This window comes from Ensifer sp. 38_S197, from assembly GCF_056924495.1.
The window spans coordinates 1,798,203-1,823,396 of the sequence record NZ_JBXOVZ010000001.1 but is presented as its reverse complement, the minus strand read 5'-3'; the positions used below and the strand labels follow the sequence as shown (position 1 = coordinate 1,823,396).

General features: G+C 63.7%; 22 protein-coding genes. 16 read left to right on the top strand and 6 right to left on the bottom strand.

Annotation, left to right across the window (positions count from 1 at the left end):
• The first annotated feature begins 182 nt into the window (after positions 1–182).
• From AC1Z3V_RS08460 to AC1Z3V_RS08405, 12 genes are all read left to right on the top strand, one after another.
• Entirely contained in the window at positions 183–2,504 is a 2,322-nt protein-coding gene (locus AC1Z3V_RS08460) for a bifunctional salicylyl-CoA 5-hydroxylase/oxidoreductase (RefSeq protein WP_483498298.1), read from the top strand.
• Entirely contained in the window at positions 2,501–3,277 is a 777-nt protein-coding gene (locus AC1Z3V_RS08455; protein WP_483498297.1) for an SDR family NAD(P)-dependent oxidoreductase, read from the top strand. Before AC1Z3V_RS08460 ends, AC1Z3V_RS08455 begins: the two co-directional genes overlap by 4 nt.
• Positions 3,278–3,279: 2 nt before the next feature.
• Positions 3,280–4,122 (top strand): enoyl-CoA hydratase family protein, encoded by an 843-nt coding sequence (locus AC1Z3V_RS08450; protein ID WP_483498296.1) that lies wholly within the window; start codon positions 3,280–3,282, stop codon positions 4,120–4,122.
• 2 nt (positions 4,123–4,124) lie between these two features.
• The gene (locus AC1Z3V_RS08445) at positions 4,125–5,324 is read left to right on the top strand and encodes an acyl-CoA dehydrogenase family protein (RefSeq protein WP_483498295.1); all 1,200 of its coding nucleotides are present in this window, start codon (positions 4,125–4,127) and stop codon (positions 5,322–5,324) included.
• A 14-nt stretch (positions 5,325–5,338) separates the two neighbouring features.
• Entirely contained in the window at positions 5,339–6,526 is a 1,188-nt protein-coding gene (locus tag AC1Z3V_RS08440; RefSeq protein WP_483498294.1) for an acyl-CoA dehydrogenase, read from the top strand.
• Between the two features lie 10 nt (positions 6,527–6,536).
• Positions 6,537–6,965 (top strand): acyl-CoA thioesterase, encoded by a 429-nt coding sequence (locus tag AC1Z3V_RS08435; RefSeq protein WP_483498293.1) that lies wholly within the window; start codon positions 6,537–6,539, stop codon positions 6,963–6,965.
• Positions 6,943–7,338 (top strand): RidA family protein, encoded by a 396-nt coding sequence (locus tag AC1Z3V_RS08430; RefSeq protein ID WP_173519042.1) that lies wholly within the window; start codon positions 6,943–6,945, stop codon positions 7,336–7,338. Before AC1Z3V_RS08435 ends, AC1Z3V_RS08430 begins: the two co-directional genes overlap by 23 nt.
• Positions 7,339–7,349: 11 nt before the next feature.
• A complete protein-coding gene (locus AC1Z3V_RS08425) occupies positions 7,350–9,332 on the top strand; it encodes a 3-hydroxyacyl-CoA dehydrogenase NAD-binding domain-containing protein (protein WP_483498292.1) in 1,983 nt (660 codons plus the stop codon).
• On the top strand, positions 9,325–10,527 hold the full coding sequence (pcaF, locus tag AC1Z3V_RS08420; protein WP_483498291.1) for a 3-oxoadipyl-CoA thiolase: 1,203 nt from the start codon (positions 9,325–9,327) through the stop codon (positions 10,525–10,527). Before AC1Z3V_RS08425 ends, pcaF begins: the two co-directional genes overlap by 8 nt.
• Positions 10,528–10,760: 233 nt before the next feature.
• Positions 10,761–12,200, top strand: coding sequence for an NAD-dependent succinate-semialdehyde dehydrogenase (locus AC1Z3V_RS08415; RefSeq protein ID WP_483498290.1), 1,440 nt, complete (start codon positions 10,761–10,763; stop codon positions 12,198–12,200).
• A 176-nt stretch (positions 12,201–12,376) separates the two neighbouring features.
• A complete protein-coding gene (locus tag AC1Z3V_RS08410) occupies positions 12,377–12,502 on the top strand; it encodes a hypothetical protein (protein WP_334197706.1) in 126 nt (41 codons plus the stop codon).
• 307 nt (positions 12,503–12,809) lie between these two features.
• Complete coding sequence (locus tag AC1Z3V_RS08405) at positions 12,810–14,879, top strand: ATP-dependent helicase (protein WP_483498289.1); 2,070 nt, start codon at positions 12,810–12,812, stop codon at positions 14,877–14,879.
• A 59-nt stretch (positions 14,880–14,938) separates the two neighbouring features.
• Here the strand turns inward: AC1Z3V_RS08405 and AC1Z3V_RS08400 are convergent, their stop codons facing one another.
• Genes AC1Z3V_RS08400 through AC1Z3V_RS08390 form a run of 3 tightly spaced genes read right to left on the bottom strand, consistent with a single transcriptional unit; the run spans position 14,939 to position 17,690 of the window.
• Entirely contained in the window at positions 14,939–15,715 is a 777-nt protein-coding gene (locus AC1Z3V_RS08400) for an SDR family oxidoreductase (RefSeq protein WP_483498288.1), read from the bottom strand.
• Between the two features lie 11 nt (positions 15,716–15,726).
• Positions 15,727–16,875 carry a galactonate dehydratase gene (gene dgoD / locus AC1Z3V_RS08395; RefSeq protein WP_334197703.1) on the bottom strand — a complete coding sequence of 383 codons (1,149 nt, stop codon included), beginning with the start codon at positions 16,873–16,875 and terminating at the stop codon, positions 15,727–15,729.
• Between the two features lie 53 nt (positions 16,876–16,928).
• Positions 16,929–17,690, bottom strand: a complete 762-nt coding sequence (locus tag AC1Z3V_RS08390) for a FadR/GntR family transcriptional regulator (protein WP_483498287.1) — start codon at positions 17,688–17,690, stop codon at positions 16,929–16,931.
• A gap of 192 nt (positions 17,691–17,882) precedes the next feature.
• On the opposite strand from AC1Z3V_RS08390, the gene AC1Z3V_RS08385 reads away from it, so the two are divergent.
• The 4 genes from AC1Z3V_RS08385 to AC1Z3V_RS08370 all read left to right on the top strand — a co-directional run bounded on the left by AC1Z3V_RS08385 (position 17,883) and on the right by AC1Z3V_RS08370 (position 22,483).
• Positions 17,883–18,866 carry an arabinose ABC transporter substrate-binding protein gene (locus AC1Z3V_RS08385; protein WP_429809512.1) on the top strand — a complete coding sequence of 328 codons (984 nt, stop codon included), beginning with the start codon at positions 17,883–17,885 and terminating at the stop codon, positions 18,864–18,866.
• A gap of 177 nt (positions 18,867–19,043) precedes the next feature.
• A complete protein-coding gene (gene araG / locus AC1Z3V_RS08380) occupies positions 19,044–20,576 on the top strand; it encodes an L-arabinose ABC transporter ATP-binding protein AraG (RefSeq protein ID WP_483498286.1) in 1,533 nt (510 codons plus the stop codon).
• Entirely contained in the window at positions 20,573–21,523 is a 951-nt protein-coding gene (gene araH, locus AC1Z3V_RS08375; RefSeq protein ID WP_483498285.1) for an L-arabinose ABC transporter permease AraH, read from the top strand. Before araG ends, araH begins: the two co-directional genes overlap by 4 nt.
• 3 nt (positions 21,524–21,526) lie before the next feature.
• Complete coding sequence (locus tag AC1Z3V_RS08370) at positions 21,527–22,483, top strand: aldose 1-epimerase (protein ID WP_483498284.1); 957 nt, start codon at positions 21,527–21,529, stop codon at positions 22,481–22,483.
• Positions 22,484–22,545: 62 nt separating this feature from the next.
• Here AC1Z3V_RS08370 and AC1Z3V_RS08365 read toward each other — a convergent pair whose 3' ends face one another.
• From AC1Z3V_RS08365 to AC1Z3V_RS08355, 3 genes are all read right to left on the bottom strand, one after another.
• Entirely contained in the window at positions 22,546–23,565 is a 1,020-nt protein-coding gene (locus AC1Z3V_RS08365) for a 2-dehydropantoate 2-reductase (protein WP_483498283.1), read from the bottom strand.
• 64 nt (positions 23,566–23,629) lie between these two features.
• Positions 23,630–24,484: an EamA family transporter gene (locus AC1Z3V_RS08360; RefSeq protein ID WP_483498282.1), complete on the bottom strand. Its 855-nt coding sequence runs from the start codon at positions 24,482–24,484 to the stop codon at positions 23,630–23,632.
• Positions 24,481–25,095 (bottom strand): nitroreductase family protein, encoded by a 615-nt coding sequence (locus AC1Z3V_RS08355; RefSeq protein ID WP_483498281.1) that lies wholly within the window; start codon positions 25,093–25,095, stop codon positions 24,481–24,483. The genes AC1Z3V_RS08360 and AC1Z3V_RS08355 overlap by 4 nt, the downstream gene beginning before the upstream one ends.
• Positions 25,096–25,194: the final 99 nt, after the last annotated feature.

Sequence of the window (25,194 nt, the reverse complement as noted above, 5' to 3'; positions counted from 1 at the left end):
TTCCGCAGGCACGACGTCTCCGCGTCGTCTTTCGACGCGTGCGCTGGCATCGCATTTGCCCAAAACAATTTTAAGCTTGAAATTTCTTCCGAACGAGTCCAACCTGCTCCCAGCAGTCCGGGATGACGGCCGACGGCATCTCGACGGCGACACGCGCAGCCGGAGCTCGGGAGGAGAACCATATGCGGATCGTCTGTATCGGTGGCGGGCCAGCGGGCCTGTATTTTGCGCTGCTGATGAAGCGCCAGCACCCGGAGCATCACGTCACCGTCGTCGAGCGGAACCGCGCCTTCGACACCTTCGGCTGGGGCGTCGTCTTCTCCGATGCGACCATGCAGTCGATGCGGCAATGGGATCCGGAGACGGCCGAGGCGATCGAGGTGTCGTTCAACCACTGGGACGATATCGAGCTGGTCTTCAAGGGCCGCAAGATCAGGACGACCGGCCACGGCTTCGTCGGCATCGGCCGCAAGAAGATGCTCAACATCCTCCAGGACCGCTGCCTCGAACTCGGCGTCGAGCTTCTGTTCGAGCAGGACGTCGAAAGCGACGAGCAGTTTTCCGATGCGGACCTGATCATTGCTTCCGATGGTGTCAACTCGCGGATTCGCAACAAGTATGCAGACGTCTTCCAACCCGACATGGTCGTTCGGCCGAACCGCTATGTCTGGCTCGGCACGAACAAAAAGTTCGACGCCTTCACCTTTGACTTCCAGCGCGCCGAATATGGCTGGTTCCAAGCGCATATCTATCGCTTCGACGAGAACACCTCGACCTTTATCGTCGAAACGACCGATGACGTCTTCCGGGCCCACGGCCTCGACCGGATGGACCAGGAGCAGTCGATCGCGTTCTGCGAGAAGCTCTTTGCCGAAACCCTCGACGGCCACAGGCTGATGACCAATGCGCGGCACCTGCGCGGTTCCGCCTGGCTCAACTTTGGCCGGCTGATCTGCGAGAAGTGGAGCCATTTCAACGGCCGCAGCCACGTCGTTTTGATGGGCGACAGCGCCCACACCGCCCACTTCGCCATCGGCTCGGGCACCAAGCTTGCCATCGACGACGCGATCGAGCTTACGCGCCAGTTCGACATCCTCGGTCACGACAAGGCCAATATCCCCGCGGTGCTCGCTGCTTACGAGGAGGTGCGCCGCGTCGATGTCGCCCGCATCCAGAATGCGGCCCGCAACGCGATGGAATGGTTCGAAGTGGTCGGCACGCGCTACGCCGACACGCTGGAGCCCGAGCAGTTCATGTATTCGATGCTGACCCGCTCGCAGCGCATCAGCCACGAGAACCTTCGCCTGCGCGACAAGCACTGGCTCGAAAGCTTCGAGCGCTGGTTCGCCGAACGCGCCGGCGTCGAGCCGGCCGCAAACGGGGCGGTCCCGCCCCCGATGTTCACGCCATTCCATCTCCGCGGCCTGACGCTCAAGAACCGTATCGTGGTTTCGCCAATGGCGATGTATTCAGCGACCGACGGCTTGCCGAACGATTTCCACCTGGTGCATCTCGGCGCGCGCGCCATGGGAGGGGCTGCCCTCGTCTTCCCGGAAATGACCTGCGTCTCGGCCGATGCCCGCATCACGCCCGGATGCCTGGGGCTCTGGAACGACGAGCAGGCGCAAGCCTTCAGGCGCATCGTCGATTTCGTGCACCAGCAGACACCCGCCAAGATCGGCATCCAGCTCGGCCACGCCGGGCGCAAGGGCGCTACCAGGGTGCCATGGGAGGGGATCGACCAGCCCTTGAGCGAGGGCGGCTGGCCGCTCATTTCCGCGTCCGCCCTGCCCTATCTCAAGCATTCCGACACGCCGCGCGAAATGACGCGTGCCGATATGGATCGCGTCGTCGCCGACTTCGTGCAGGCCACCGAGCGTGCTCGCGATCTCGGTTTCGACATCCTCGAACTGCACGTGGCGCACGGTTACCTGCTGTCGAGTTTCCTGTCACCGCTTACCAATCTGCGCACCGACGAATATGGCGGCGATCACGCGGCGCGCGCCCGCTTCCCGCTCGAAGTCTTCCGCGCGGTTCGCAAAGCGTGGCCAGACGACAGGCCGATGTCGGTGCGCCTGTCGACCCATGACTGGCACGAGGGCGGCAACACACCGGAGGACGCGGCGATCTTCGCCCGTCTGTTCAAGGAGGCCGGCGCCGACATGATCGACTGCTCGTCCGGTCAAGTGGTGAAGGAAGAAAAGCCGGTTTATGGCCGGCTGTTCCAGACCCCGTTTTCCGACAAGATCCGCAACGAGATCCAGGTCCCGACCATCGCCGTCGGGGCGATCTCCGAAGCCGACCACGCCAATTCGATCATCGCGGCCGGGCGCGCCGATCTCTGCGCGATTGCGCGTCCGCATCTGGCTGACCCCTCCTTCGTCATGCATGAGGCGGCAAAGATCGGTTATGACGGCCAGCCCTGGCCGAAGCAGTACCACTCCGCCCGGGCGCAATATGTGAACAATCTGGCACGTGCGGCGACGTCGGCGGGCAAGCCATGAGCAAACGGCACGCCTTCGTCACAGGTGCGGGAAGCGGTATCGGCAAGGCGATCGCGCTGGCGCTCGCCGCCGAAGGCCATGTCGTCAGCCTCGCCGGACGCCGCGCCATGCCCCTCAAAGCCGTACGGGACGAAATCGTTGCTGCGGGCGGACAAGCCTTTGTCCGCGACGGCTTCGATGTGACCAACCCGGAGGCCGTCGAGCAAGGCGTTGCAGCCGCGATCGCGGAAACCGGGGACATCGCCGTTCTCGTCAACTGCGCTGGCGAGGCACCCTCGGCCCCGTTCGAGAAGACCGATCTCGCACTCTGGCAGCAGGTGCTCTCGATCAATCTGACCGGGGTCTTTCTCGTGACGCAGGCAGCCCTTGCCTCGGTTCGCCGCGCCGGCAACGGCCGGATCGTCAATGTCGCAAGCACCGCGGGCCTTACCGGCTACGCCTATGTTTCCGCCTACTGCGCATCGAAGCATGGCGTAATTGGCCTGACGCGCGCACTGGCGCTCGAGCTTGCCCGCACCGACGTGACCGTCAATGCCGTTTGCCCCGGGTTTACCGACACGCCGCTGATCGACGGCGCGCTCGATACGATCAGCGAAAAGACCGGTCGTTCGCGCGAGGAAGCACGCGCCAGCCTTGCCCGTTCCAACCCGCAAGGGCGCCTGGTGACGCCGGATGAAGTGGCCGACACCGTCTCCTGGCTCGTATCGGAAAAGGCAACCGCGATTACCGGCCAGGCGATCGCCGTCGCCGGCGGCGAAGTTCTCGGAGGATAAAGATGACGAACCCGATGCAGGCCAAGAAGCGCGCCTTCAAGGACCACAAGGCCAGGCACTTCCTGTTCGAAACGGATGCGGACGGCCGGGTTGCGACGATCACGCTCAACCGCCCGGAAAAGAAGAACCCGCTGACCTTCGAGAGCTACGAGGAGCTGTGCGATCTCTTCCGGACACTCGCCCGCGCCAGCGACGTACGCGCCGTGGTACTGACCGGCGCCAACGACAACTTCTCTTCGGGCGGTGATGTCTTCGAGATCATCGAGCCGCTGACGCGCATGTCGATGCCCGATCTCCTGGATTTCACCCGCATGACCGGCGAATTGGTTCGCCAGATCCGTGCCTGTCCCCAGCCGGTCATCGCCTCGGTCGACGGTATCTGCGCCGGCGCTGGCGCGATCCTGGCGATGGCCTCGGATTTCCGTGTGGCGACGCCGGAGGCGAAGACGGCCTTTCTCTTCACCCGTGTCGGGCTGGCGGGTGCCGACATGGGCGCCTGCGGCATTCTTCCCCGCATCATCGGCCAGGGCCGTGCGGCAGAACTGCTTTTCACCGGGCGGGTGATGACCGCGACAGAGGGACATGCCTGGGGCTTCTACAACGCACTGCACGAACGCCCGTCGTTGCTTGGCGAGGCGCAGAAGTTCGCGCGCAGCATCGCCGATGGCCCCTGGTTCGCCCATGCGATGACGAAAAAGATGCTCGACCAGGAATGGGCGATGGGCATCGACCAACTGATCGAGTCGGAAGCCCAGGCTCAGGCGATCTGCATGGCGACCGGCGACTTCCGCCGCGCCTTCGAGGCCTTTGCCGCCAAGGCGAAGCCTGAATTCAAAGGGAATTGAGCATGCGTTCCCATGACACGGCTTTGCACCCACCAACCCGCGATCACCTCGACTGGCCCTTCTACGATGAAAACCATCGCGCGCTTGCCGCCGAGTTGGATGACTTCGTAGCCGGTGGCGGCCTCGGCGAAGTCGATCATGCAGATGCCGATGCCGCCTGCAAACATCTGGTCACAGCGCTGGGCAGCGCAGGCGTGCTTCGCCATTGCGTGCCGAAAGCCTTCGGCGGCGTGAGCGAAGAGATCGACAGCCGCGCGCTCTGCCTCATCCGCGAGACCCTTGCCTATGCCGACGGCCTTGCCGACTTCGCCTTCGCCATGCAGGGGCTCGGCACCGGTGCGATCAGCCTTTCCGGCTCCGAGGCGCTGAAGCGGACGGTTCTGCCCAAAGTCGCCCGCGGCGAGTGGATTTCCGCCTTTGCGCTTTCCGAACCCGAGGCGGGATCGGATGTGGCCGCCCTGGCCTGTGCAGCGCGCCGCGACGGTGATCACTTCGTGCTCGACGGCGAGAAAACCTGGATCTCCAACGGCGGCATTGCCGACGTCTACACCGTCTTTGCCCGCACCGGCGAAGCGCCAGGCACGCGCGGCATTTCCGCCTTCGTGGTTTTCGCCGACACGCCCGGCCTCACGATCGCTGAACGCATCGAGACGATCGCGCCGCATCCGCTCGCCCGGCTCCGCTTCGACAACTGCCGCATCCCGGCCTCACAGCTTCTCGGGTCCCCCGGTGAAGGCTTCAAGATCGCCATGCGCACGCTCGACATCTTCCGCCCGTCCGTCGCGGCGGCGGCGATCGGTTTTGCCCGCCGCGCGCTCGACGAGGCGGTGGCGCATGCAAAGAACCGCAAGATGTTCGGCGCGACCCTTGCCGATCTGCCGACAGCGCAAAGCACGCTCGGCGAGATGGCGACCGCAATCGATGCTGCGGCACTTCTCACCTGCCGCACAGCGTGGCAACGCGACGTGCGGAAGCGGCCGACGACGCGCGAGGCGGCGATGGCGAAGATGACCGCGACCGAGAACGCGCAGTGGGTCATCGACCAGGCGCTGCAGCTCTTCGGCGGCCGCGGCGTGCGCGTCGGTGAGATCACCGAACGGCTCTATCGCGAGATCCGCGCGCTCAGGATCTACGAGGGCGCGACCGAGGTTCAAAAGCTCATCATCGGCCGCGAGCTGATGAAGGGCACGGGACGATCATGAAGGGGATGTCGAACATGCAGGGTTCGAAGGCGTCATTCGACTGGCAGGATCCATTCAACCTGGATGCGCAGTTGACCGAAGAAGAACGAATGGTGCGGCGCACCGCGCAAGGCTATGCCGAAGATCGGCTGGCGCCGCGCGTGCAGGAGGCCTTCCGCCACGAAAAGACCGACCCGTCGATCTTCGCCGAGATGGGCGAACTCGGCCTGCTGGGGCCGATGGTGTCAGAGGAGTATGGCGGGGCCGGCCTCAACTATGTCTCCTACGGCCTGATCGCCTGCGAAATCGAGCGCATCGACAGCGGCTACCGCTCGATGATGAGCGTGCAGTCCTCCCTGGTGATCGTGCCGATCTACGCCTTCGGCAGCGAAGACCAGAAGCGCAAATATCTGCCAGGGCTGATTGCCGGCACCAAGATCGGTTGCTTCGGCCTGACCGAACCCGACCATGGCTCCGATCCCGGATCGATGATCACCAAAGCGGCCAAGGTCGACGGTGGTTATCTGCTCTCCGGCTCCAAGACCTGGATCTCCAACGCCCCGATCGCCGACGTCTTCGTCGTCTGGGCAAAAACCGCCGATGGCGCGATCCGTGGCTTCATCCTCGAAAAGGGATGGAAGGGTCTGAGTGCACCAGCGATCCACGGCAAGGTGGGTCTGCGGGCATCGATCACCGGCCAGATCGTCATGGACGAGGTCTTCGTTCCGGACGAAAACATGCTGCCTGGCGTAACCGGTTTGAAGGGCCCCTTCACCTGTCTCAACTCCGCCCGTTTCGGCATCGCCTGGGGTGCCCTTGGTGCAGCCGAGTCCTGCTACGAGACGGCACGCCAATATGTCATAGATCGCAAGCAGTTCGGCCGGCCGCTTGCCGCCAATCAACTCATCCAGAAGAAGCTCGCCGACATGGCGACGGAGATTGCTCTTGGTCTCCAGGGGTGTTTGCGCCTCGGACGGATGAAGGACGAGGGAAATCCGCCGGTCGAGCTGACGTCGATCCTCAAGCGGAACTCCTGCGGCAAAGCGCTCGAGATCGCCAGGACCGCGCGCGACATGCTCGGGGGCAACGGCATTTCGGACGAATTTCCGGTGGCCCGCCATCTCGTCAATCTCGAAGTGGTCAACACCTATGAGGGCACGCACGACATCCACGCACTGATCCTCGGTCGCGCCATCACCGGCATCGCCGCTTTCGCAAACTGAGGTCGGAGCCATGTTCAGGACCAAGAGACGGCTGCGTTTCGGAGACTGCGACCCCTCGGGGATCGCCTATTTCCCCTCCTACCTCAACATCCTTGTCGGGGTGACGGAGGACTTCTTCGCGTCGCTCGGCTTTCCCTGGAAGGCGATGAATGACGAGCGACGGATCGGCGTGCCGACGGTGCGCCTCGATCTTACTTTCGTTCGCCCCGGCTTCCAGGGCGACGAGCTCGATTTTGCGCTGGCGGTCCGCGGCATCGGCCGGTCGTCGCTCGATATGGAGCACAGGGTCTCGGCGAGAGACACCGTGCTTTGGACGGCGAAACAGCGGGTCGTTGCCACCTCGCTCGACAATCACGCTTCTTTTGCATGGCCGGACGACATCCGCGCTGCGCTGACACAACATCTGGAGACGACCGATGCACACCATCCTGCAACCTGAAGGCTGGGCAAAGCCCATCGGCTATGCCAACGGCGTGGCTGCAACGGGCCGCACCGTTTTCGTCGGCGGCCAGATTGGCTGGAACGCGCAGTCCGAGTTCGAGACCGACGATTTCGTCGAGCAGGTGCGCCAAACGCTGAAGAACGTCGTCGCGGTGCTCGCCGCCGGCGGCGCCGAGCCGCATCACATCACCACGATGACCTGGTACTTCACCGACAAGCAGGAATATGTCGGCAACCTTCGCGGCATCGGCCAGGCCTATCGCGAGATCATCGGCCGGCATTTCCCGGCCATGGCCGCGATGCAGGTGGTCGCGCTCGTCGAAGACCGCGCCAAAATCGAGATCCAGGCCACCGCCGTCGTTCCTGATTGAGGCTTGCCGACATGGCCGAGATCCGATTTTCAGAGAGCGTTTCCGCCCGCCTTGAAGAGGGTGTCCTCGTCGTCGCCATCGACAACCCGCCCGTCAACGCGCTCTCCGCGCATGTTCGCTCCGGCCTGATGGCGGCGCTCGATCATGCGGCCAGTCTTTCAGCGGTCGCAGGCGTCGTGATCACGGGCGCCGGCAACACCTTCATCGGTGGCGCCGATATCAGGGAGTTCGGCAAGCCACCGATCGAGCCGACGCTTCCGGAGGTGATCGAGCGTATCGAGACATTCGACAAGCCGGTCGTCTCGGCCGTCAATGGTGCGGCCCTTGGCGGCGGTTGCGAGGTGGCGCTCGCCTGCCATGGCCGCGTTGCCGGCGGGAAGGCATCGTTCGGTCTGCCCGAAGTCAAACTCGGCCTTGTTCCGGGCGCCGGCGGCACGCAGCGCCTGCCGCGTCTGATCGGCATAATGGCGGCGATCGATCTCATTGGTACCGGACGGGCCGTCAAGGCCCCCGAAGCTGTGACGCTTGGCCTTGCCGACAGCATTGCCGCCGATCCGGTAGATGCTGCACTGGCTTTTGCGCAGGAACATGTCGGCAAGCCTCTCCGTCGGACCGGCATGATCGCCGTTCCCTCGGCGGACGCCACCGCGATCAGCGCAGCGCAGGCAAAGATCCTGGCAAAGGCCCGGGGCCAAGCGGCTCCCGCCGAGGCGGTTCGCCTCATCAAGGCGGCAGTCGAACTCGACCTGAAGCAGGGATTGGCGGAAGAACGTTCCACCTTCCTGCGTCTGCGCGATTCCACAGAGTCAGCAGCCCTCAGGCATGTGTTCTTTGCCGAGCGCGCCGCCGGCAAGGTAGAGGGGCTCGACAAGGTAGCGCCCAGGCCGATCGAGACGGTCGGCGTGGTTGGCACGGGGCTGATGGGATCCGGCATTGCCGTCTCCGCCCTGGTCTTCGGCTATCGCGTGGTGGCACTCGAGCAGACGGAAGAAGCCGCCGCCAGCGGGTGGGCACGCATTTCCGAGACCCTCGACAGGACCGTGCGCTCCGGACGGCTGGCGGCGGTTGGCCGCGACGACTGCCTCGCGCGGCTGAAGATAACCACGGAAGCGAGAGACCTCGGGAATGCCGACCTCGTCATCGAAGCGGTGTTCGACGATATCAAGGTCAAGACGGAGCTGTTTCAGAGGCTCGACAGCATCGTCTCCCCTAGCGCCATTCTCGCAACCAACACAAGCTACCTCGACCCTGATGCGATTGCCGCGGCGACAGTCGATCCCTCCCGCGTTGTCGGGCTGCACTTCTTCTCTCCCGCCAACGTCATGCGGCTCGTTGAAGTCGTCGATTGCGCCAGGACAGCGCCCGACGTGCTGGCGACGGCCCTTGCCTTCGTCAAACGCCTCGGCAAGCTGCCGATCGTTTGCGGCGTGACCGAAGGGTTCATCGGCAACCGCATCTTCTCCGCCTATCGCCGCGAGGCGGAGTTCATGCTGGAGGATGGAGCGCTCCCGCAGGAGATTGATGTCGCGCTCGAGGCCTATGGTTTTCCGATGGGGATCTTCGCCGTCAACGATATGGCCGGGCTGGAGATCGCCTGGGCGCGCCGCAAGCGCCAGACGGCGACACGCAACCCCGCCGCGCGTTATGTCGAGATCGCTGACAGGCTCTGCGAGGCGGGACGTCTTGGCCGCAAGAGCGGGCGCGGCTGGTACGCCTATCCCGATGGCGAGCGCACCGTCGATCCCGAGGTTACGGCGGTGATCGAAGCGGCGCGAGCGGTGAAGAACATCACGCCACGCGACTTCACCGCGGACGAGATCATGACCCGGCTTTTGAAGGCGATGGCCGACGAGGGAACGGCCCTGCTGGCAGAAGGCATTGCCGCGCGTCCCGGTGACATCGATCTGGTGCTGATCAACGGCTACGGCTTTCCCGCGCACAAGGGCGGACCGATGTTCGCCGCAGAGCAAAGCAAGGACAAATCCCATGGGTGAAGCCTATATCGTCGGCGGCGTCCGCACGCCCATCGGCCGTTATGGCGGCGCGCTCGCGAGCGCGCGCCCGGACGATCTTGCGGCCCACGTGATCCGCGAGGCGCTGGTGCGTGTTGCGTCCGTGCCGGCCGAAGCGGTCGACGAGGTCGTGCTCGGTTGTGCCAGCCAGGCGGGGGAAGACAACCGCAACGTCGCGCGCATGGCCGCCTTGCTTGCCGGATTGCCGGATACGGTTGCCGGAACGACGATCAATAGGCTCTGCGGCTCGGGGCTGGATGCCGTCGGTTATGCCGCCCGCGCGATCCGGCTTGGCGAGGCGGAGATCGTTGTCGCCGGCGGCGTCGAGAGCATGTCGCGAGCACCCTTCGTCATGCCGAAGGCCGAAGGCCCGTTCCAGCGCAGCACCGAGATCCACGATACGACCATCGGCTGGCGCTTCGTCAATCCGCTCATGAAGGACCTTTACGGCATCGACTCCATGCCGGAGACGGCTGAGAACGTCGCCGCCGAGTTTTCAATCTCGCGGGCCGACCAGGACGGCTTTGCGCTGCGCAGCCAGGCGCGCGCCGCGGCCGCGCAAAAGAGCGGCCGGTTCACCCGCGAAATCGCTCCCTACGCCATCAAGGGACGCAAGGGTGAGACAACGCTCGTCGAAGGAGACGAGCATCCGCGCGAGACGACGATCGAAAAGCTTGCCGGCCTGCCGACGCCGTTCCGCGTCAATGGCTCGGTGACCGCCGGCAACGCCTCCGGTGTCAACGATGGTGCGGCCGCGCTCATCGTTGCCTCCGCCCGCGCGGTTGAACGCTACGGGCTTGAGCCGCTCGCGCGGGTCGACGGGATGGCAACCGCGGGTGTTGCGCCGCGCATCATGGGCATCGGTCCGGTCTTTTCCACACGCAAGCTCCTGGAGCGCTTTGGCCTTGGGATCGGCGACATCGATATCGTCGAACTGAACGAGGCCTTCGCGGCGCAGGCTCTCGCTTGCATGCGTCAATTCGGGCTTGCCGACGATGCGCCCCACGTCAATCCGAATGGCGGCGCCATCGCGCTCGGCCATCCGCTGGGCATGTCAGGCGCGCGCCTGGCGCTGACGGCGGCATTGGAGCTCGGGGCGCAAGATGCCAAGCGCGCGATCGCCACCATGTGCATCGGCGTCGGACAGGGCATCTCGATGCTGTTGACGCGGCCGTAACACACGCTTCCGCGAACATCGGCGTCCAACGGCCGACCCGGCCGCCGGGCGGCCCTCGATCGGCCGAATAGCTGACGGCATCGGACATCCGGCCGGCGCGCGAGCCTTTGACAAATCGCGTCTTGATATTGTCGGCGGAAGCGCCCAACTGATCCCGTATCGCTCCTTCTCAAGTTCCTCAGCGACGCGTCCTGCGCTTGCAGCAACCGACGTCAATCTCCAAAGGTTCCCCCATGACCCAGTATCCGGACATCCTCCTTCATATCGACGGCACCTGGCGGCCGGCTCGAGCGGGCAAGACCATTCCCGTCGTCGACCCGGCCACAGAGGAAACGATTGGCCAGGTGGCCTGGGCGGAAGTGGCGGATCTGGACGAAGCGTTGACCGCGGCTGAGAAAGGCTTCCAGGTCTGGCGCGCAACTTCGGCCTTCGATCGGGCAAAGCTCATGCGGACGGCAGCAGGTCTCCTTCGCGAGCGCGCCGGCGACATTGCATGGCTAATGACGCGGGAGCAGGGCAAGCCGATTGCCCAGTCCAAGGGTGAAATCCTCAGCGCTGCCGAGATCATCGAATGGTTTGCCGAGGAAGGAAAGCGAGCCTACGGCCAGATCATTCCACCGCGCGCGCCTGATGTCACCCAGATGACCGTCAAGCTGCCTGTCGGGCCGGTCGCGGCTTTCACGCCGTGGAATTTCCCGATCAATCAGGTGGTGCGCAAGCTGTCGGCGGCGCTGACGACCGGCTGCTCGATCATCGTCAAGGCACCGGAGGAGACGCCGGCTTCGCCCGCGGAACTGATCCGGTGCTTCGTCGATGCAGGCATTCCCGCCGGCGTTGTCAATCTCGTCTATGGGGTGCCGGCGGTGATCTCGGAGTATCTGATCTCGCACCCGGTGATCCGCAAGATGTCGTTCACAGGCTCGACCCCGGTCGGCAAGATGCTGGCGGCACTTGCCGGCCAGCACATGAAGCGCGCGACGATGGAACTTGGCGGGCACGCCCCGGTCATCGTCACCGACGACGCCGACATCGATCAGGCCGTCGCGATCATGTCCGGCAGCAAGTATCGTAACGCCGGACAGGTCTGCGTGTCGCCGACCCGCTTCCTGGTGCAGGAACGGGTGGCGGACCAGTTCCTTGAAGGTTTCGTCGCGGCATCGCGCAAGATCAAGGTCGGCAACGGCCTGGAAACCGGTATCGACATGGGGCCGCTGGCCAATGAGCGCCGCATCCCGGCGATCGAAAACCTGGTCGCCGACGCCGTGGAGCACGGCGCACGATTGGCAACCGGCGGCCATCGCATCGGCAACCGCGGCTATTTCTTCGAGCCGACGGTGCTTGCCGACGTGCCGCTCAGCGCCCGCATCATGAACGACGAACCCTTCGGTCCCGTCTCGATCATCAATCGCTTCAACGAACTGGATGAGGCGATCAACGAGGCGAACCGCCTGCCGTTCGGGCTTGCGGCCTATGCCTTCACCGGCTCCGAGCGAAGCGCCCATCGTCTCGCCAGCGAAGTCGAGAGCGGAATGATCTCAATCAACCATCTCGGCCTGGCGCTGCCCGAGGTGCCCTTCGGCGGCATCAAGGATTCGGGCTACGGCACCGAAGGCGGCTCCGAGGCGATCGAAGCCTATCTGGAAACCCGCTTCGTCACACGCAAGAGCGTGTGACAGCCGCATTCGCTGCCTCCCGTTCGCGCCTGATTGCGCGGGCGGGAGATACGCTCCACGGCCGGCGCCTCGCATAGAGCCGCGTGCTCGCCCCGCAGAAGTAGCGACCATAAGTTTACGCCCTCGTTACCAAATCCAGCCACCATCCTGACAGGCATGATGCCGAGGGGAGAGCAATGATGGGCTATGATTGGGATGGCGCACGCGGGCGCCGCATGAAGATCGCACGATTTGGCACGGCCTTCGCTTTGGCTGCCCTTTTGGTATCGGTCGCGGCACAGGTCGTGACCCGGGCGATCTGAGTGGCAACAGATAGGCTTGCTCGGCGCACCGAAGGGCAGAACGTTCCGAACGCCGAGACCAACAAACTCGGGTCTCGTTCTTGAGAACGAAATTCCGACCGTCCACGGCTCGGCTCCTGCATCGCAACCTGGTGAAAGCCCGGCGCACTGGGTTTGCAGCGGCGAACGAAGCTGATACGTTCCATTTTTGTTCCGAGTCTGCTTCGCGCGGCGAGTCTGCGGCTACGAAGCGGAATCCGTTTAGTCTTTCAAAGGGATGAAACGGCGCGAGGAATTGGGGATTCTTGCTGACAACGCCTGGACACGAATGAGCGCCGCCTATCTCGAAAAACTGAACGACCGCCAGCGCGAAGCGGTGGTGCATGGTGTGGGATTGCCGCAAGGCGAGGCCGGCGGCCCTCTGCTGATCATCGCCGGCGCCGGCTCGGGCAAGACGAACACGCTCGCCCACCGAGTGGGACATCTGATCGTCAATGGCGCGGACCCGCGCCGCATCCTGCTGATGACCTTTTCCCGCCGCGCTGCGGCGGAAATGACGCGCCGGGTCGGGCGCATCTGCCGCCAGGTACTTGGCGACAATGCCGCCGTCATGACCGATGCGCTTTCCTGGGCCGGCACGTTCCACGGGATTGGAGCGCGGCTCCTCAGGATCTATGCCGAACAGATCGGCCTCGGTCAGGATTTCACCATCCATGATCGCGAAGACAGCGCCGATCTCATGAACCTCGTCCGCCACGAGTTCGGCTTCTCCAAGATGGAAAGCCGCTTTCCGACAAAGGGCACATGCCTTGCGATTTATTCGCGCGCCGTGAACTCGGAAAGCTCGATCATCGACGTATTGAAGACGGCCTATCCCTGGGCGATGAGCTGGGAACAGCAACTGAAAGAATTGTTCGCCGGCTACGTGGAGGCCAAGCAGGCGCAGAACGTGCTGGATTACGACGATCTGCTTCTCTACTGGGCGCAAATGGTTTCCGATGCGGAACTGGCGCAGGACATCAGCAGCCGTTTCGATCATATCCTGGTCGATGAATATCAGGATACGAACCGCCTTCAGGCCTCTATCCTACTGTCGCTCAAGCCCGAAGGCCATGGCCTGACGGTCGTCGGCGACGACGCCCAGTCGATCTATTCCTTCCGGGCCGCGACGGTCCGCAACATTCTTGACTTCCCGAGCGCGTTTTCGCCGCAACCGGCAGACGTCATTACGCTCGATCGCAATTATCGCTCGACCCAACCGATTCTTGCGGCCGCCAATGGCGTCATCGGGCTTGCGCGGGAGCGGTTCACCAAGAACCTCTGGACTGACAGAGAGTCAGAGCAACGCCCGCTGCTTGTCACCGTCAAGGATGAGGCGGATCAGGCCGCCTATATCGTCGAGCAGGTTCTCGCCAACCGAGAGGTCGGCATGGCGCTGAAACAGCAGGCGGTGCTGTTTCGCTCCGCCAACCACAGCGGCACGCTCGAAGTCGAGCTCACCCGCCGCAACATTCCCTTCGTGAAGTTCGGCGGCCTCAAGTTCCTCGACAGCGCGCATGTCAAGGATCTGCTGGCAGCCTTGCGGTTCGCGCAGAACCCGCGTGACCGGGTCGCCGGCTTCCGGCTGTTGCAGATGCTGCCCGGGATCGGCCCGCAGACCGCGGGCAAGATCCTCGACGCGATCGCCGCCGATCCGGAGCCGCTCGCAGCGCTTGCGGAAATCCCGGCGCCACCGAAGACCGGAGAAGATTGGGTGAGCTTCGTCGATCTCGTTTCCGCCCTGCGCAAAGCCGACACCGGATGGCCGGGAGAAATCGCGACCGCACGGACCTGGTACGAACCCCACCTCGACCGCATCCACGAAGACGCCGAAACGCGCAAGGCCGATCTCCTGCAACTCGAGCAGATCGCCGGCGGCTACCAGAACCGGGAACAATTCCTGACCGAATTGACGCTCGATCCGCCGGACGCCACCAGCGACCAGGCGGGCGTGCCCCTGCTCGACGAGGACTATCTCATCCTTTCGACCATTCATTCGGCCAAAGGGCAGGAATGGCGCTCGGTCTTCATGCTCAATGTCGTCGATGGGTGCATTCCATCCGACTTGGGCGTCGGCACGACGGCCGAACTCGAAGAGGAGCGGCGGCTGCTTTATGTCGGCATGACGCGGGCGCGCGACCACCTCGCGCTGGTCACACCGCAGAGATTTTTCACATACGGCCAGAACAGCCAGGGCGACCGGCATGTCTACGCGTCGCGGACCCGCTTCATTCCCGCAACGCTGCTGCAGTTCTTCGAGACGACGAACTGGCCGAAGATCTCGGCCGCCGCCGGCGAACGCAGCGCCAAGCAGATCCGCATCGATGTCGGAGCCCGGATGCGCTCCATGTGGAAGTGAGGCTGGGCTCGCGACCGCAATACGCAGAAATGCGGCACTATTTCAGTGTGTTCGGCGTCTCACGGATGATGCAGCACGCTCATTCCGCCATCGACCGTCAGGCAGGTGGCGTTCATGAACGGGCACTCGTCGGAAATCATGAAGAGCGCCGCCTTGGCGATTTCCTCCGGCGTGGCGATGCAGCCGCCGGGATGGAGCTTCATCGTTTCCGCCTCTGCCGCGACCGGGTCCGGAAAGCTGTTCCAATAATCCACGACCTTCTGGGTCCTGACATATCCCGGCGCCAGCGCATTCACCCGCACGCCCTGGCCGGCATATTCCAGCCCCAGCGCCTTGGTCATGCCGAGAAGCGCATGCTTGGCGACCGGATAGGGAAAGGTGTGCGGAATGATGGTGAAGGCGTGGGTGGAGGCGATGTTGAGGATGACACCGCCGCCGGCCGCGATCATGCCCGGCAGCACGGCCTTGCTGCAGGTCCACGCGCCCTTGAGGTTGATGTCGAAGCAACGCTGCCAATCGGCATCGGAGAGCTTCAGCGGCTCGAAGAACACGTTGACGCCGGCATTGTTGACGAGTGCATTCGGCTGGCCGATCTCACGGGCAGCGGCAGCAATCGCCTGCTCGATAGCATCCGCATCGGTGATATCGGCCGCGGTGTAGCCGACCTTTTCGCCCGTCGCGCGAAGCCGCACGGCCTCGTTCGCCAGCAGATCGCCGTCGCGGTCAATGAGAAAGAGGTTCGCGCCTTCCGCAAGGAAGGTCTCGGCGATGGCGAGGCCGATGCCCTGTGCCGCACCGGTGATGACGACGCACTTGCCCTCAAGACGACCCGCCATGTCCGCGTTCCTCACCACTCGGCGACGCTGCCGTCGGCATGACGCCAGATCGGATTACGCCAGCGATGGCCTTCCTTCGCCCGCTCGATGACATATTGTTCATCCACCTCGATGCCGAGACCGGGGCCTTGCGGGATCGACACGAAACCATCCGCGTAGTGGAACACTTCCTTATTCGAGATGTAGTCGAGGATATCGTTGGCCTCGTTGTAGTGGATGCCGAGGCTCTGCTCCTGGATGAAGGCGTTGTAGCTGACGGCGTCGACCTGAAGGCAGGCAGCCAGCGCGATCGGGCCGAGCGGGCAATGCGGCGCCAGCGCCACGTCATAGGCTTCCGCCATCGCCGCGATCTTGCGGCACTCGGTGATCCCGCCGGCATGCGAAAGGTCAGGCTGCAGGATGTCGACATAACCGTCTGACAGCACCGACTTGAAGTCCCAGCGCGAATAAAGCCTCTCGCCAAGCGCGATCGGGGTCGAGCAATGGTTGGCGATTTCCTTCAGCGCCTCGCGGTTTTCCGAAAGCACCGGCTCCTCGATGAACATCAGGTTGAAGGGCTGCAGTTCCTTCGCCAGCACCTTGGCCATCGGCCGGTGCACGCGACCGTGGAAATCGACGCCAATGCCGATATGCGGGCCGATCGCCTCGCGGATCGTCGCGATGGTTTCGACCGCCTTTTCCACCTTCTCCCAGGTGTCGACGATCTGCATTTCCTCGCAGCCATTGAGCTTGATCGCCTTGAAGCCGCGGGCGACGACGTCGCGGGCATTGTTGGCAACGTCGGACGGACGGTCGCCGCCGATCCAGGAATAGACCTTGATACGGTCACGCACCTGACCACCAAGCAACGCATGGATCGGCTGGCCATAGGCCTTGCCCTTGATGTCCCAAAGCGCCTGGTCGATGCCGGCAAGCGCGGACATATGTACCGCGCCGCCACGGTAGAAGCCGCCGCGATACATGACCTGCCAATGGTCTTCGATCAGCAGCGGATCCTTGCCAATCAGGTAGTCCGAGAGCTCGTTGACCGCCGCTTCCACGGTCAGCGCGCGCCCTTCGACGACCGGCTCGCCCCAGCCGACGATGCCCTCGTCGGTCTCGATCTTCAGGAACAGCCAGCGCGGCGGGACGATGTAGGTCGTGAGCTTGGTGATTTTCATGGTGCGATATCCGCTGGGTGCAACGAGGCGGCGACGGCCGCCAGGAAAAGGGTTCAGCGCGCCGAAGGGGCGGACCGGTGACGTTCGACGGCAAGCTTGAGGTCGCGGGCTGCAAGGTCGAGCATGCGCATCGAACAGTCGCGCGCCCGGGCCTTGTCGCGCAGGCGCAGCGCCTCGACCAGCTCGCCGTGAATATCGACGGCTTCGTCACGGCGATCGGCCACTTCGTTGGAAGCATGCAGCGAGAACTTCAGCGCTGCCTGGATGATGCCGACCAGTTGCAGAAAAACCTGGTTGTGGCTGGCTTTGAGCAGGCAGGTATGAAAGGCGACGTCGGCGTCGGTGAAACCGATCAGATCGCGCTCGCCGTCACGCATCCCCTGCCAGGCGCGCTCGAGATCGGCGATCTCCTGCACGGTCGCGCGCTCGGCTGCAAATTCCGCCGCTGCCGGCTCGATCGCCCGGCGCGCCTCCAGAATGCAGTTCAACAGATCGAACTCGAAGATGCGCTCCCCGATCCATTCGAGCACCTGGGAATCGAGGATGTTCCATTCGTCCTTATTGCAGACGATCGTGCCGACCCGGGAACGGCCGCGCACCATTCCCTTCGATTCCAGCACTTTCAGGGTCTCGCGGATCACGGTCCGGCTGACGCCATAGCGATCGCATAGATCGTTTTCGCGTGGAAGGAACGAGCCGACCGGGAAGATATCGGCGCAAATGTCCGAAGCGATGGCGCGCGTCACAGTCTTTTGAACGCGGGGGCGGCGCTGGCCGCGCTCCTCAATGGCACTCTGGTCCTGCTGCTCTTCCACCGCCACTTTTCCTCTCCCTCGCATCTCCTCGTCGCTGAATAGCGCAGACGCCGGAACGCGACAACGCGCCGAAGCACGCTGCTATCGTTATACACCCCTAGCTCATTCATCATACAAAGGCAATTGACGAATATGATGATTCATCATACACAAATGCTCACTGCAGGAGGCAGTTCACCAGGGAGAGACATCATGCGCTTTATCAAGGCAGCCATTCTGGCTGGTACCGTCGCCGTGCTCACGGCTACCTCGGCCTTTGCTGCCGACGTCAAGATCGGCTTCATCGTCAAGCAGCCGGAAGAGCCGTGGTTCCAGGACGAATGGAAGTTCGCCGACGTCGCCGCCAAGGAAAAGGGCTTCACCCTCGTCAAGATTGGCGCCGAAGACGGCGAGAAGGTGCAATCGGCGATCGACAACCTCGGCGCCCAGGGCGCCCAGGGCTTCATCGTCTGCACACCAGATGTCAAGCTCGGCCCCGGCATCGTCGCCAAGGCCGCCGCCAACGAACTCAAGCTGATGACTGTCGACGACCGGTTGGTCAACGCCGATGGCAGCCCGATCGAAGACGTTCCGCATATGGGCATATCCGCGACGAAGATCGGCGAGGCCGTCGGCCAGGCGATCGTCGACGAGGTCAAGAAGCGCGGCTGGGACATGAAGGACGTCGGCGCCATCCGCGTTTCCTACGACCAGCTCCCGACGGCGGTCGACCGTGTCGAAGGCGCGCTCTCGGTGCTCAAGGCCAACGGCTTCCCGGAAGCCAACATCTTCGATGCGCCGCAGGCCAAGACCGATACGGAGGCAGCGCTCAACGCCTCGACGATCGTGCTCAACAAGAATGCTGGCATCAAGAAGTGGGTCGCTATCGGACTCAATGACGAAGCGGTGCTCGGCGCCGTGCGCGCGACCGAGACGGTTGGCATTCCCGCCGACAGCATGATCGGCGTCGGCATCGGCGGCGCGGATTCGGCGATCAACGAGTTCAAGAAGCCTACGGCTACCGGCTTCTTCGGCACAGTCATCATCTCGCCGAAGCGTCACGGCTACGAAACCGCACTCAACATGTATGAGTGGATCGCCAACGGCAAGGAGCCGGAAAAGCTGACATTGACCGCCGGCCAGCTTGCGCTACGCGACAACTACGAAGCCGTACGCAAGGACCTCGGCATCGAGTGATCGCAGTTTGCGACACGAGATCACGATTGTTTTGGGCCAGACCGACCCAAAACAATAAAGGTGTTCGATTCTCGTAATCTAGAGCGGGATGCAGGCGGAAAGCCGCGCACACGTTTCCTCATCCCGCTCTATCGACCCGGCGGCCCGTCCGCCGGGCAATCCGCCTCGGAGCCGCGCATGCAAGATTTCCTCGAATTCCGGTCCATCTCCAAAGGCTATCCCGGCGTCCAGGCGCTGTCGGACGTCTCGTTTGCCGTGCGCAAGGGTGCCGTTCACGGCCTCATGGGCGAGAACGGCGCGGGCAAGTCGACGCTCATCCGCCTGCTGTCCGGTGACCAGGCAGCCGACGAGGGTGAGATCCGTATTGAAGGCGAGGCGCAAGGCTATCGCTCCGTGCGCGATGCCTTTCGGGCCGGCGTCATCGTCATCCATCAGGAACTGCAACTCGTTCCGGAACTGACGGTGGCCGAAAATCTCTGGCTCGGCCACTTCCCTGGCAAAGGTGGAGTCATTGATCGCCGGCAGTTGATCCGTGTCGTCGGCGAGAAACTCGCGGAAATCGGCATCGACGTCGATCCGTCCGCCAAGATCGCTTCGCTCTCGATCGGCGAGCGCCAGATGGTCGAGATCGCCAAGGCCGTCATGCTCGATGCACGTGTCATCGCGCTCGACGAGCCGACGTCGTCGCTGTCTTCACGCGAAAGCGAGATCCTGTTTGCGCTCATCGAGCGCCTGCGTTCGAACGGCACCGTGATCCTCTACGTATCCCACCGCCTCGACGAGATTTTCCGCCTCTGCGACAGCCTGACGGTGTTGCGCGACGGCAAGCTTGCCGCCCACCATCCTGACATTTCCAAGGTGACGCGCGACCAGATCATCGCCGAGATGGTCGGGCGCGAGATCTCCGACATCTGGGGCTGGCGGGGTCGCGATCTCGGACCTGAGCGCCTGCGCGTCGAGGCGATCGCCGGGCCGAAACTGAAAACGCCTTTAAGCTTCTCCGTCCGGCGCGGCGAAATCCTCGGCTTCTTCGGCCTGATCGGTGCCGGCCGCAGCGAACTGGCACGGCTCGTCTACGGCGCGGACACGCGCTACCAGGGAACGGTCGTGATCGACGGTGCGAAGGTGCCGGCCGACAGCCCGCCGCAATCGATCCGCGCCGGCATGGTGCTGTGCCCGGAGGACCGCAAGTTCGACGGCATCGTCCAGGGGCGCAGCATCGAGGAGAACATGGCGGTCTCGTCGCGCCGGCACTTTTCACCCTTCGGCATCCTCGATCTCAAGAAGGAGGCGGAGCTTGCCGACCGCTTCATCGCCAAGCTTCGGATACGCACGCCCTCGCGCAAGCAGGACATCATCAACCTCTCCGGTGGCAACCAGCAGAAGGTCATCCTCGGCCGCTGGCTTTCCGAACAGGGCGTGAAGGTGCTCGTGATCGACGAACCGACGCGCGGCATCGACGTGGGCGCCAAGTCGGAGATCTATGAAATCCTTTACGAGCTCGCCTCCGAGGGCATGGCGATCGTCGTCATCTCCAGCGAGCTGCCGGAGGTGATGGGTATCACGGACCGCATTCTCGTCCTGTGCCAGGGCCGGATCGCGGCCGAAATCGCGCGCGCCGATTTCGACGAACGCCGCATCCTCGCCGCCGCCCTTCCCGATGTGGCAAACGCCAGCGAACTTCCAACCGAGCAGGTTCAGCCGTCATGACTTCACTGAAAAAACTTCTTCTCGGCGAACAGGGTCTCGTCGTCATCTTTGCCGTCGCCTTCGCCATCGTGGCTTTGACGGTTCCGAACTTCCTGACCGAGCGCAACATGCTCGGCCTCCTGCAGTCGGTCGTCACCATCGGCATCGTCGCCTGTACGATGATGTTCTGCCTCGCCTCGCGTGACTTCGATCTCTCCGTCGGCTCCACGGTTGCCTTTTCCGGCATGGCCGCCGTCATGGCCTCGAACGCCTCGGGCTCGATTCTCGTCGGCCTCATCGCGGCGCTGATCTGCGGCGGCATCGTCGGCCTCGTCAACGGCGTGATCATTGCGCACTTCCGCATCAACGCGCTGATCACGACGCTTGCCACGATGCAGATCGTGCGCGGCTTCGCACTGATTGCCTCCGACGGTCGCGCCGTTGGCATCAACGATCCGGGGTTCTACCAGCTTGCGCTGTCGAAGTTCCTCGGCATCCCGGCACCGATCTGGGTCATGGGCGTCTTCTTCGTCGCCTTCGGCTTCGTGCTCAACCGCACCGTCTTCGGCAAGAACACGCTGGCGATCGGCGGCAATCCCGAAGCCTCGCGCCTCGCCGGCGTCAACGTCTCCAACATGCGCATCTGGATCTTTGCACTGCAGGGCCTTGTCTGCGCCGTTGCCGGCGTTCTCCTTGCCTCACGCATCACCTCGGGCCAGCCGAATGCGGCGACGGGCCTCGAACTCTCGGTCATTTCGGCCTGCGTGCTCGGCGGCGTCTCGCTCGCCGGCGGCCGCGCGGCAATGACCGGCGTGATCGTCGGCGTCCTGATCATGGGCATCGCCGAGAACGTCATGAACCTGCTCAACATCCAGGCCTTCTACCAGTATGTCGTACGCGGACTGATCCTTCTGCTGGCCGTGCTGCTCGACAATCTGCGCTCGGCCGCCGCCGGCCGGCGCGGCTAACGCATGGCGGAAGACACCGTCCTTCTCGAGAATGACGTCGGGCTCACCGTCGAGGTGAGCCCGCTCGGCGGTGCCCTCCTCTCCGTCCGCTGGCGCGGCGCTCCGGTGCTCGCGCCGACACCGGCGCCGGGGCTCGCCTCGCAGATCTTCGGCGCCGAAGCCTGCTTCCCACTCGTGCCCTTCGGCAACCGCATTCGTGACAATCGCTTCCACTTCGAAGGTCGCGATTACACGCTGGCGCCCAACACGGCAGACCTGCTCGTTCTGCACGGCGATGCCTGGCTTGGGCGCTGGTCGATCCTTCGTCGGGACGGACATTCGCTTGCGCTGCACTATCGGCAGGAGGCAAGCGCCGCCACACCCTTCGCCTATGAGGTGGTGCAGATGGTGACGATTGATGGTTCGAACTTGACGCTTTCGCTCGCCGTCACCAACCGCGCCGCGCAGGCGCTGCCCTATGGACTGGGCCTCCATCCCTATTTTCCGCGCACGCGGGGAATGCGCCTCTTTGCCCACGCCGATCGTTACTGGACGGAACGGGAGAACCACCTGCCGGACGCAATGCAGCCAGTTCCGCAAGATTTGGACTTCACGGCCGGTGCAGCGCTGCCACCGGGCTGGCTGAACAATGCCTTCGAGGGCTGGGATGGCAAGATGCGCATCGAGTGGCCGGAAACCGGCCTTGCGCTTTCGCTTGATGCGGACGAGACCTTTCGCTTCTTCGTCCTCTATTCGCCCTCCATCGATGCCGACTTCTTCTGCTTCGAGCCGATGAGCCACCGACCGAACGCCCACCATCAGGCAGAACGCGGTGGTCTCGTCAGGCTGGCGCCCGGAGAAGCCCTGGAAGGCACCGTCACGTTGCGGGTCGATCAACTCGGCCCTGAACGACCCAGCGGCTGCGACTGGCGGGATTGCCGGAGTACCGACACGGGTGCGTCATCCTGGCTCCGACCGTAGGCGCATCATGCAGGACTGTCTGCGATGCCGAGCGCCTGTCTGCGAAAACAGGCCCCCTCTTTCTATCCTGAGCGCGCGCTCTGCCTGAGATCGGCAAGCAATGCATCGGCCTCCCACGCCTTCGGCCTGGAGGCGGCTGCTTCCTTGACCAGCGTGCACAGCCGCGCGTTGACCGGTGCCCGACGACAAAGCCTTGCCGCAAGCGCGACGACTGCGCCATTGATCCAATCCACTTCGGGGAAGCGGCCGGCGGCAAGGTCGTCGGCCATCGACGAACGCGCCGTGGCGTCGATCTTCAGCATGCGGCCGGCAATGATCCGGAACAGAGCATCCGGCAGGCTCAGGACGGGCGGCAGCCAAGCTGGTGGCAGCGGTGTCAGACGTGCCGGCTGGAGGCGTTCCTCAGCGGCCAGCAGCGAAAGTGCTTCCCGCTGGGCAAGCGCCAGGCAAAGGCGAAAGCCCCGCATCTGGAGCTCTTCACGCAAGGGCAAGCCGGAGAGCGCGTTGATTGCGTTGTTGAGGTTCATCAGCAGCTTCGCCCATTGCACCGCTTCCATGTCGCCGCGCAGGTCGAGCGCCAGTCCCGCGGCCCTGAAGAGCAGTGCGGCCGCGGCCGTCACCGGGTCGTCCTCGACAGCAATGCTCCCTTCCGTTGCACGATGCAGATGAGCCGGGTCGGGTGCGGTCACGTTGAACGGAACCATGCCGCGCAGGATTTTGGCAGACGGTAGCAGTTGCTGCAGGATCGCTGTGTTGCTCACCCCATTCTGGAGGCTGAGGACGGGAATGCCGGAGCGTAGCACCGCGCAGAGCTCCTTCGCAGCAACCGCGGTCTGCCCGGATTTGACCGTCAGGAGGATAAGATCGCAAGCCGCCAGGCAAGAAACAGACTCGAAGTAGACGACCCGTTCGGGCGCGACGAAATCGTCACGTCCGTCCAGATCGGTAAGGCGCAATCCGTTTTTCTGCCAGGCCGCACCGCGGGCCGACCGGCCGACGAAAATGACCTCCGCGCCACCAGCCAAAAGGCACCCGCCGACAAAACCGCCGACCGCGCCGGCACCGAACACTCCGATCTTCACGACACTTGCCCCTCCTCGCATGCCTGGGAGTATAGGCCGGCATCGTCGCATTCCAACTCGTCGTTCATGATCGAGCGGAAACGCGTTGACTGAGCCAGATGCTGCCGACGACCGACAGGACGCCGACAATCTGAAAGGCACTCAAGGACTGGCCCAGGAATACCCATCCGAGCAGGACGGCCGTCAGTGGGCTTAGGAAGAGAAGTGCCGACACCGCCGCCGATTCCAGCCGGCCGATGCCGCGAAACCAGAGAACATAGGTCAGCGCCGCGCCGATCAGGCTCAACCAGGCGAGCGCAAGCAGATTGGGAACAGTCGGCAACGGCACCACCGGCTCGAAGGCAAGGGCGACGGGAACGAGGAGCAAGCCACCGGCCGTAAGCTGCCAGGCCGTGGACGTGAGTAGCGATTCCGGCGACTTCCACCTTCGGGCCAGAACGTTGCCGAAGGCCATGGAAACTGCCCCGGCAAGACCGGCTGCGATCCCGACCTCGTCGAGTGCGGCCTGCGGAGTCAGCACCAAAAGAGCCACACCGACAATTCCGACCATGGCCGCGACAACTGACAAGGGACGGATCGGCGCCTTCAGGAGAAGCGCCGCAATGAAGACGACGATCAAGGGCTGGACTGCCGCAACGGTTGCCGCGACGCCGCCCGGAAGCCGATAGGCGGCGACGAACAGCATGCTCAGAAAGATCGAAATGTTGAGCGCGCCGAGCGCAAAGGCGCGGAACCACCAGATGCCGGTCGGCAGTCGCCTGACGATCAGCAGCAGGAGCAATCCGGCTGGCAATGCGCGCAGCAGCGCGACCGTCAGCGGCGAGAACCCCTGCAGGAACTCGGTGGCGACGATATAGGTGCTGCCCCAAATGACGGGGGCCATTGCCGTGATGGTGATATCGGAAAGGCCGGCTTTCATGAGAAGTGAAGAACCTCGTCAAGTGGCCGGCGTGGTTTTTGCGGCCAGTTTCCGGGTGCCGCGCGGCCAACCGCGACAAGCATTGCCGGCAGTTCATTCGGCCCCAGATTGAATTCCTGCGCCACGCCTTCAGCATCGAATCCCCCCATCGCGCCGGACGACAGTCCCAGCGCTTCGGCGGCGTAGATCAGGGTCGCGGCACCGAGCGTCGCCGAACGCACCGCTTCGTCGCGGGCAACCTTTGCATCGGCATATTGCGCGCGCACGGCTTCCTGCCAGCCGGAGACCATCTCGGTTTGCATGTGTCCGGTCTCGACGAAGGGGCGCAGCCTGGCAGCAAGCGCCGCGTGATCGGGCAACAGGCCGCAGACGATGAAGGTCACGGCGGCTTCCGAGATCTTGGATTGCCCGTGCGCCACATCACGCAGCCTGGCTTTGCCTCCCGGCGTGCGCACGGCGATGAACCGCCAGTTCTGAAGATTGTAGGCCGTTGGCGCGCGGGTCGCGAGGCGCACCAGTTCCTCGATTTCCGCGTCAGCCAACGCATGGGTCGCATCGAACCGGTTGGCGGACGCGCGCTGTTCGATGAGGGCGATCATGGGATGTGTCATTCTTTCGGTCCGATGGAAGGTCATTCGGATCGACCGTATTGAAATCACCGTAGATTGATAATATCGCCATTTTACAAGACATACTTCACCTTTGGGAAA

Excerpts from the sequence above, each read along its gene's own strand:
- AC1Z3V_RS08460 (WP_483498298.1), top strand. The coding sequence starts at position 183 with ATGCGGATCGTCTGTATCGGTGGCGGGCCAGCGGGCCTGTATTTTGCG.
- AC1Z3V_RS08445 (WP_483498295.1), top strand. The coding sequence starts at position 4,125 with ATGCGTTCCCATGACACGGCTTTGCACCCACCAACCCGCGATCACCTC.
- AC1Z3V_RS08440 (WP_483498294.1), top strand. The coding sequence starts at position 5,339 with ATGCAGGGTTCGAAGGCGTCATTCGACTGGCAGGATCCATTCAACCTG.
- AC1Z3V_RS08410 (WP_334197706.1), top strand. The coding sequence starts at position 12,377 with ATGATGGGCTATGATTGGGATGGCGCACGCGGGCGCCGCATGAAGATC.
- araH (WP_483498285.1), top strand. The coding sequence starts at position 20,573 with ATGACTTCACTGAAAAAACTTCTTCTCGGCGAACAGGGTCTCGTCGTC.
- AC1Z3V_RS08385 (WP_429809512.1), top strand. The coding sequence starts at position 17,883 with ATGCGCTTTATCAAGGCAGCCATTCTGGCTGGTACCGTCGCCGTGCTC.
- AC1Z3V_RS08415 (WP_483498290.1), top strand. The coding sequence starts at position 10,761 with ATGACCCAGTATCCGGACATCCTCCTTCATATCGACGGCACCTGGCGG.
- araG (WP_483498286.1), top strand. The coding sequence starts at position 19,044 with ATGCAAGATTTCCTCGAATTCCGGTCCATCTCCAAAGGCTATCCCGGC.
- AC1Z3V_RS08405 (WP_483498289.1), top strand. The coding sequence starts at position 12,810 with ATGAGCGCCGCCTATCTCGAAAAACTGAACGACCGCCAGCGCGAAGCG.
- AC1Z3V_RS08435 (WP_483498293.1), top strand. The coding sequence starts at position 6,537 with ATGTTCAGGACCAAGAGACGGCTGCGTTTCGGAGACTGCGACCCCTCG.
- AC1Z3V_RS08430 (WP_173519042.1), top strand. The coding sequence starts at position 6,943 with ATGCACACCATCCTGCAACCTGAAGGCTGGGCAAAGCCCATCGGCTAT.
- AC1Z3V_RS08355 (WP_483498281.1), bottom strand. The coding sequence starts at position 25,095 with ATGACACATCCCATGATCGCCCTCATCGAACAGCGCGCGTCCGCCAAC.
- AC1Z3V_RS08400 (WP_483498288.1), bottom strand. The coding sequence starts at position 15,715 with ATGGCGGGTCGTCTTGAGGGCAAGTGCGTCGTCATCACCGGTGCGGCA.
- dgoD (WP_334197703.1), bottom strand. The coding sequence starts at position 16,875 with ATGAAAATCACCAAGCTCACGACCTACATCGTCCCGCCGCGCTGGCTG.
- AC1Z3V_RS08455 (WP_483498297.1), top strand. The coding sequence starts at position 2,501 with ATGAGCAAACGGCACGCCTTCGTCACAGGTGCGGGAAGCGGTATCGGC.
- AC1Z3V_RS08360 (WP_483498282.1), bottom strand. The coding sequence starts at position 24,484 with ATGAAAGCCGGCCTTTCCGATATCACCATCACGGCAATGGCCCCCGTC.
- AC1Z3V_RS08450 (WP_483498296.1), top strand. The coding sequence starts at position 3,280 with ATGACGAACCCGATGCAGGCCAAGAAGCGCGCCTTCAAGGACCACAAG.
- AC1Z3V_RS08425 (WP_483498292.1), top strand. The coding sequence starts at position 7,350 with ATGGCCGAGATCCGATTTTCAGAGAGCGTTTCCGCCCGCCTTGAAGAG.
- AC1Z3V_RS08370 (WP_483498284.1), top strand. The coding sequence starts at position 21,527 with ATGGCGGAAGACACCGTCCTTCTCGAGAATGACGTCGGGCTCACCGTC.
- pcaF (WP_483498291.1), top strand. The coding sequence starts at position 9,325 with ATGGGTGAAGCCTATATCGTCGGCGGCGTCCGCACGCCCATCGGCCGT.